We start from the raw sequence: 6,993 nt of genomic DNA on the forward strand, positions 1-6,993 counted from the left end.
GGAAAGTGCTGACACCAAGACGCGAGCAAAAACGGTGCTAGTAAATCTCGGAGCGACCTCCATCTTCTTGCGAAAATAAGCCCCAAAATCGGCGATTGATATCGAAAATCCTAAGCTATACCTATCAGATTGTCTATTTGTGTATACATTCACAGATATAAGGACAACGGGTTAATCGGCAGCGACGAGATTGAGCCTTTGGCAGTGCTTGGAGGGTGTTTAGAAATATATCCGCGGCGAGAACACTGTAAACTCTTTGCTGAAAAATGTGACAAACCCTACTATCTCATGATTGTAAGAAGTAGGTATTGCGAGTCGGTATAACGAGGTCACCCGCAACTAGGATCGGTCAGCCAATGTCGGCCTAATTGGGCGCGCTAATTGCGTCATGGCATTGCGCCCGCGCAACTCCACCGATTTCATTAAGGTCCACCGCGCCTGCTCAGCTTCATTGGCTAATCTTAAAGTTGCCGCGTTGGTAATAACCGCTCCAGGGGTATCCTTGGCAATCTCCGTTAGGCGTGCCGCCGCGTTAACAGCATCGCCGATAACGGTGTATTCAAAACGGTTCTGACCTCCAATATGGCCGGCCACTACGGTTCCAGCCGTCACCCCAATACCAGCCTCGAGTCGCATCCCTTTTAAACCTTGACGCAGTTCTCGAGCCGCTTGTAAAGCGTGACCAGCATAATCCGATAAGGCCAAGGGCGCTCCAAAGACCGCGAGTGCAGCGTCGCCCTGAAATTTATTGATAAACCCCTTATTGCGGTGCACCACCTCCACCACATGTTCGAAGAATCGATTTAATTCCTCAACGACCTCTTGGGGATCATTATCTACCGCAAAGGTTGTCGAACCGATAACGTCGACAAAAAGCACCGCCACTTCGCGATTCTCTCCACCTAATTCCGGCCGCTCCTCCAAAGCGCGTCTGGCTACCTCAATACCAACATAGCGGCCAAAAATATCGCGGACTCGTTGACGTTCTTTGAGCCCCCGCATCATTTCGTTAAAGCCCGCCTGTAAGGAACCGATTTCGGAGCCATCATAAATATCTACTTGAACATCCGTATCTCCGTGGCGCACCTTATTAATAGCGGCTTTGAGTTCCACAATTGGATCCACCACGCTCATGATAACCAACGTGGTTCCCAAAAATCCGGCTGTTAACGCCGCAATAGCCAAAGCTGCAATCGCTGGAATAAGAGCATCCAAGCGCCCCAGGAAATACCCATAACGGTGGCCTACTAAAAGCAATAGAATTCCCAATATAGGGATCGCAGAAGTAAGTGCCCACGTCAATCGTAAACGGAATTTAATCGGCGGTTCCAGTGTGGAATCTTCAAAACGACGTGCCATGGCTGCTGCCGCAATCGGGCGCACGATCCGTTCCGATTCCAGGTAGGTAAACATCGCCGCCATGAGCGTGGTAAACAGCATGGAAACTACTAAGACGACAGCTAATTTGGGGGAGGTGCGGGCGGAGAAAAAGCCCATGATCGCCGTTCCTAGCGCCCAAAAAAGCACACAAATAGCAGTTTGATAAAAGGGTATGCGCATGACTAGATTGCGTACCATATTTGGATCGTGGCGATCCGGGTCACGCTGCCAGTCAAAGATGGGGCGGAAGAGGATAAAGGTCGCGATCGTTCCTGTGGTGACCGCCGTGATTAGCAGCAAAGACCCAATGGGTTCCATGTGTGGAGCCTGGGCTAAAATATCGAAACTATCCACCGGCAGCAGCACATTAACAAAAGCCATAATGCCTATAGCGGCTAACAGGTTCGAACTAATGATCGTGGCCGTATATAGGGGCCACGAAGTCTTGGCCAGCCAGGACACGAATCCCCACATTTTTTCCATGGCCCTAACTTTAACCGCCTTGAACCCGTGGCACCCAACGAAAAGTTGATAATGCTAATACGCTGGGAAGCGTGACCGACTCTTCAGTACCCGATATCTTTAATCAACTCGGCATTAAAGCACGCGTTGCTGAGGAACTACGCCGTGCTGCAGCAGCCGCACGTGCAGGTTCCGCCTCTAGTGCCATGACCCATGCGTGGCTATTTACCGGCCCACCGGGCTCGGGGCGTTCGGTTGCAGCCCTCGCTTTTGCCGCCGCTCTCGAATGCACCGGTCCCGTACCAGGTTGTGGCCGCTGCGAAGCGTGTACAAAAGTGGGGCGCGACGCCCACACCGATGTTGTCCATATTATCCCGCGCGAACTCTCCATTGGTGTGGAGATGATGCGCCGCGAGGTCATCGAACCAGCAGCAGGGCTTCCCACCGTGGGGCGGTGGCGTATTGTGATTCTTGACGACGCCGACCGGCTGACCGAACAATCCGCCAACGCGCTGCTCAAAACTGTCGAAGAACCACCCGCTCGTACCGTCATCATTTTATGCGCACCGTCGCCTGACGATATTATTCCCACCCTCTTCTCCCGCTCGCGGCATATCTACGTCCCCCAGCCCACCCGCGATGAAGTGGCTGCGATTCTCATACGAGACGGCATCCCTACCGAGGTCGCGCACCTCGCCGCGGCAGCCAGTGGCCACCATATTGGTCGCGCCAGACACTTAGCCCGGGACGAAAAAACCAGAGAACGCAGATACGCGATCCTCAACCTCGCCGAACTCATAGGCCACGGGGATCAAGCTTTCCAAGCAGTGACTGATATCGTAAAAAGCGCGAAAAAATTTGCCATAGATAACCTCGCGCCCGAAAACGAGCGCGAGATTGATAAACTGCGGCTCGCCCTTGGTATGGGAGCCAAAGGAAAAGGGGCGCACAAAGCACTCGGGGGCGCAGCCTCCCACATCAAGGAACTTGAAGCAAAACAAAAGAAGCGTGAAACGCGCGCCATTCGCGATGTGCTGGATATGCAACTAGTAGATCTCATGGGTCTCTACCGCGACGCTTTAATGATCGCCTCTCATTCCCCCATCGATCCCATCCACCCCGATATGGAAGGGCTTGCTAGAGAGCTTTCCGCCATTGGAGTTGAAGGGCTGATCGCTTCGCTCGATGGAATCCAGAAATGCCGTGAGGCTTTTAGCTTCAATGTGCGCCCCGAGGCTGCGCTGGATGCGATGGTGGGGCGACTGAGGATCGCTGCCAAGGTGAGCTAATAAGCGATTTGGAAAATCTGCACAGTTATCATGTAGAATCACCGCGTGGACTAAGAGCTACTTCCCGTTGTGGAAGAGAGCTCGTTTGCGCCGCCTTAGCTCAGTCGGTAGAGCGTTTCACTCGTAATGAAAAGGTCGTGGGTTCGATTCCCACAGGCGGCTCCACTAAATACGCATCCAGATACAAAATTCGGGCGGGAGATAGCCCCCTTGAGGGTCGTATTTTCTTTGGAAATACGCGGCGCTCAAAGGTTTTCTTGTGATGTAGATGTGGCATTGGTAGTTGTAGCTGATGGATGAGAAGCTGTGAATACTGAAATCAGGGGAGTTCTTGATCCGAACTCGCGAGATTTGTTGAAAAGTTTTAGATATAGATCTTCGGACGAAATAATAGACCTTTGAGTTCGATTTGACGTTTGTATCTATTCCTGGGGAAGGCAGTAGTTCGCACTCATCTTGTATGCTCAGCGTGTTGTCGTGGAGTATGTAGAGGAAGCTATCGCGTTTTCAGCCTGGTGAATAGTTCCATGAGGCACTAAGTGCCTTTATCCACGACCTCAGTTACGTCGTATTCAACTTGATCAGAGTAGCGCCTACGCCATGGAAGATATCGGTGAGGGGGTCGAGATTCGTAGTGACTGGGTCGAGTGATGCAGGAACTGAAATGGAGTAGTGGGTCAAAATGTCTAGGCTTATTTCAGAGTTACTCGTTAAGTGGATTTAGCCCCATACACTGATGCTATTTTCTATGGTGAAGTTCATATAGGTGAAGTTCATATAGCAGTAGAAATTTAGGAACGTGACACAGTTTTGCATCACGTTCGATACTAACGAGAAATACCAAAGCTACGCGCTACTGCAGAAAATCTTCACCACGGACCTCCTGCCCAAAACCATCAAGACTAACCAAGGTTAAATACCCCAGTGCTACGTCTTAAGTAACCACGAACCTATCATCGACCCTGCCACGTGGGAACTGGGCCGGCACGAGACCGCAAGGCGGGCCGCGCGGGAGTTGGTGTGGACGCAAAGATCTGGCACTCCACCAGCAGACACCGCCGATATATTTGGCGATATAACAATAAATAGGAACACTCCACAGGCTGTGCCACACCTCATCGAAGCGGTAAAAAAATTCAAGACACATTCACTGGTGTCATAACCAGGCTCGCGCCACCACGAAGCCAAGAATCCCCGAACCTGATCATTGCGCAAGCTTGTCACTCCGCGAAGCTAGAGGAATAACTAGCTTCGGAAGCCTTCGTCCGTGACGCGATCCTTACGCACCTAAACCAACTCATAACTATTAATGCCTCCCAACTTCTAGACCAAGACACCTACCAAACAAGATATTGAGAAGTTTTAAGCCGACTATGAACACCACAGTGAATGAAATAAACAGATTTAGTAGACATCCACCACATCTACCAACGCCAACACTGCACAAAACAAATTCACGTCTACCGCACCAAATACCCGGTCGTGGACTGCAGTGAGGAAGCCAAGAACACACTCATAGATCTCGCCACCGCCCGCGAAACCGGGAATATCGCCTTCACGCTCAAAGACAGCCGCACTTTGAAATTGTAAGACGATAGTAGTTGCCTTTCAAGAGTTCACTTCGTATAGTAAATATATTAGGCATATAAAACTATTGAGGTAGATAGGGGGAAATAATAATCAATACTTACCGAGAGCGATAGCATAAGTTATAAAGAGTGTATATCCAGTTATTAGGAGCAATGATGAGGGACAATTATGGAAACTACATAGGAAATATTGGTAATGGCAATCATATATCTATGGGGTGAAATATAACGAAAATTCAGGAATTGACTAATATTAATGACTTAGCTGAAGAATATGTATTTGCTAATACGCGCTTAAAAGAAGAACGGCGAGATCGACTCTTTGAGAATGGAGTTCTACTTCTTATCTGTTTATTGTTTGTTGTTGGGATAAGCGTTTATCTATGGTTGAACAGAATGCCTAACTTTAGCTTACTGAACTTCGAAAATTATCTATCTGACATGCTAAAACAGTTCTGGCCAGCTTTTCTGGCTGATTTAGCATCTTTCCTTATTGGAGCCCAAGCTGTTGGTAAATTAACGCATCCAACAAATGTAGAAAACAAACTTAAGAAAGTTCGGAATGCTGCTAAGGATCGGGCTAAAGTTATAACCCCAAAAAAAGAAATGGAAATCCTCTTGGAAAGGTGCCTGCCGCTCAGCACATGAGAAATACTCCAATGTAGAATATGATGAGAGATAATTTTGGGGGTTTATATAGCAACAATCATTCTATTTGATGCCAAAAGCACACTTTCCATAAGAGTTGTCTTTTTTATAAGATATCCTCAAAACTGCCACATAGTCTAATAAAAGCTAACCGTGTAGCCTTGCGCCCATCCTAGCCAGATTTGCACCAACCTCGAGTCGTGTATCCAGATGAGTCACTAAACAATTACTAGGACACGTATTCAGATATTGCCACATGTAGATAAGCGGCTATTTGGATGGGCGCTTTCGCTTACTGTGGACCAATTAATGTAGCCACGATGGCAGAGTAAAGCTGTATTGACAGGAGTAGGAAGGTCCCTTCAAAAGATGACTTATTCAGGGAGCGACTGTAAAACACTAGAGTGCGCCCAAGTTAAGCTTTCGGATTCTATTACGTAATATCACTGGGGCTAGTGAGGGGTCTTCCTTTGGAGTCGGTAGCCGAAAAACTTTCTCGCATTTGGGTATGTGTTCTTCTGAAGAGACTTTGAATCAGGCGTCCTGGCCTGCAACTATTATTAGATTCGCTGAAAAATGACTCTGCGAATATTGGGTAAACGCCATGCCCAGTGACGTCTATTTTGTTGAGCGACTCACCACAAGCGTAGAAATAGCAGTGAGGGTAATAAATAACGAAACTGTGGCCTCTGAGTTCTGTGACACTGGGCTCAAAAATGGAATATTAAAGGCTAGGAGTGCGTAAGCCAGGAGGAGGGGGAGATCACTATCTTTATCTCCTCCATCGGTGAGACTGGTGCAGATTCGGGCAAATTGCACTCCCGCAAAAATTGCCCCTACAAGATTTGCGGTGAGGCTGATGAAGAAATACATTCTCTTTAGTATATGAGCGTGGGGAAGGTTTCGGTTACTTTACTTTCTACGCTGGAAAGATGAATCACCCGCAAGTGGAAGGTTCCCTTCCTCGTTCGGTGCTGATCAAACTAATGAGTTCTCTCATGATGGGACGATGAAGGCTGGCTGTAGGTGCGCACCTGTAGGCACCAGAATAATCGGCAGTATCTACCATTCGTAAAAAGGGATTCTTCTGATCCATTTGATAACAGCCAAGGGATGGACAGGTTCCATCCAGTCATATGAGTTTTTGAAAAACTCGCTAGAGAGCTGGTTATGGCGAAACCTCATAGCCGAGCGAGAATCGTCGGTGACGAAGAGTTTTGTTGGTACTAGAACGCCTGGCCTCAAGGAGGTGTAAATTACGCGGTTTCACAACTCGTCGGCGCTAGTCGACTGAGCCCGTGTGTATGTTGCTGATACCAATTGGGGTGCGCGAATTTGGGTGATACTTAGGGATCGGAAAATATTGTCTGGTTGGTGTTAGTTGGTGTCCTCGTCTCTGATCCACCCACCGATTACCTTAGGGATCACAACCGGGGGATCACCAAGAAGATCCCGAAGGTTCCCCTCACGCTCAACCGGATTACTAATCCGACGCTTCTGCTTCCGCCCTTGATCCTCACCAGGCTGGGCCTGATTCATCATCGGAACAAACCCACGCCCTTGAGAACCCGACTGAGACGAACCCGCCCCACCGGAGGAATTCAATCCGCGGGAAGTCCCCGACG

Annotated in this window: 4 protein-coding genes, 1 tRNA gene and 1 pseudogene; 3 read left to right on the forward strand and 3 right to left on the reverse strand. The window is 48.9% G+C overall.

Annotation, left to right across the window (positions count from 1 at the left end; translation table 11 throughout):
* Window positions 1-339 precede the first annotated feature (339 nt).
* Window positions 340-1,863, reverse strand: a complete 1,524-nt coding sequence (locus NXS13_RS07820) for an adenylate/guanylate cyclase domain-containing protein (RefSeq protein ID WP_259079038.1) — start codon at window positions 1,861-1,863, stop codon at window positions 340-342.
* Between the two features lie 71 nt (window positions 1,864-1,934).
* On the opposite strand from NXS13_RS07820, the gene NXS13_RS07825 reads away from it, so the two are divergent.
* From NXS13_RS07825 to NXS13_RS07835, 3 genes are all read left to right on the forward strand, one after another.
* Window positions 1,935-3,131 (forward strand): DNA polymerase III subunit delta', encoded by a 1,197-nt coding sequence (locus tag NXS13_RS07825; RefSeq protein ID WP_259158519.1) that lies wholly within the window; start codon window positions 1,935-1,937, stop codon window positions 3,129-3,131.
* Window positions 3,132-3,220: 89 nt separating this feature from the next.
* Window positions 3,221-3,296: transfer RNA gene (locus NXS13_RS07830), tRNA-Thr, on the forward strand.
* 1,667 nt (window positions 3,297-4,963) lie between these two features.
* The gene (locus NXS13_RS07835) at window positions 4,964-5,368 is read left to right on the forward strand and encodes a hypothetical protein (protein ID WP_259289581.1); all 405 of its coding nucleotides are present in this window, start codon (window positions 4,964-4,966) and stop codon (window positions 5,366-5,368) included.
* A gap of 618 nt (window positions 5,369-5,986) precedes the next feature.
* Here NXS13_RS07835 and NXS13_RS07840 read toward each other — a convergent pair.
* Both NXS13_RS07840 and NXS13_RS07845 read right to left on the reverse strand, forming a co-directional pair.
* The gene (locus tag NXS13_RS07840) at window positions 5,987-6,241 is read right to left on the reverse strand and encodes a hypothetical protein (RefSeq protein WP_259079006.1); all 255 of its coding nucleotides are present in this window, start codon (window positions 6,239-6,241) and stop codon (window positions 5,987-5,989) included.
* Window positions 6,242-6,745: 504 nt separating this feature from the next.
* Window positions 6,746-6,993 (reverse strand): annotated as a pseudogene (locus NXS13_RS07845) (hypothetical protein); the annotation flags it as partial.

It is taken from the genome of Corynebacterium sp. ES2730-CONJ, assembly GCF_024834055.1.
GTDB lineage: Bacteria > Actinomycetota > Actinomycetes > Mycobacteriales > Mycobacteriaceae > Corynebacterium.